Raw genomic sequence first — 566 nt, 5'->3', positions numbered from 1 at the left:
CCGAGGATGGTGAATGGCCTGTTCATGTCGCGGTTGGCCCATCGGGTGGCTTCGGTGATGTCGGTGCGGCCGGCCTGGCGCAGGGCGTTGATCGCGAGGTTGCGTAGCGAGGCCAGTACGCGTGGTCCGGAGCGGGTGCGGACGCGGGAGTGGTCTTCGCGGTAGCAGGTGTCGCGGATGAAGTGCAGGGCTTCGATGGTCCACTGGCCACGGTTGAACGTGGCGATCTCGTCCGGGCTGGCGGCCTCGGCGGTGTGGCTGGTAATGCCCAGTTGTGCGGCGGCGGACTGTTTGCCGTCGCTGCCGGTGACGTAGCGTTCGATTAGCCAGACCTGGTTGACGTGCGGGAACGGCAGGCGGGGCGGGGCGGGCAGGACTCGGATGGTGCGGCGGGTGGTGCGGCCGTGCCCGGTCTCTGTGCTCTCGTGGCCGATCGGGGTGGTGGCCCAGGGCAGGGTGTTGAGTGCGTCGAACAGTGCGTGCCGGTTCTCCTTGACGGGCAGCACGAAATGGCCGCCCTGCTGGTGGATCAGTTCGGCGGTGGCCTTGACGGTGTGCAACGCGTC

Annotated in this window: 1 protein-coding gene; it reads right to left on the bottom strand. The window is 68.2% G+C overall.

Features of this window, described 5'->3' with window-relative positions:
- Window positions 1-566: ISAs1 family transposase (locus tag ACFHWY_RS28800; RefSeq protein WP_416583374.1), on the bottom strand; the 566-nt coding region annotated here is incomplete at both ends.

This window comes from Micromonospora sp. LOL_024 (genome assembly GCF_048060415.1).
In the GTDB taxonomy this organism is placed as follows: domain Bacteria; phylum Actinomycetota; class Actinomycetes; order Mycobacteriales; family Micromonosporaceae; genus Micromonospora.
This window is presented reverse-complemented; position numbering and strand designations above follow the sequence as displayed.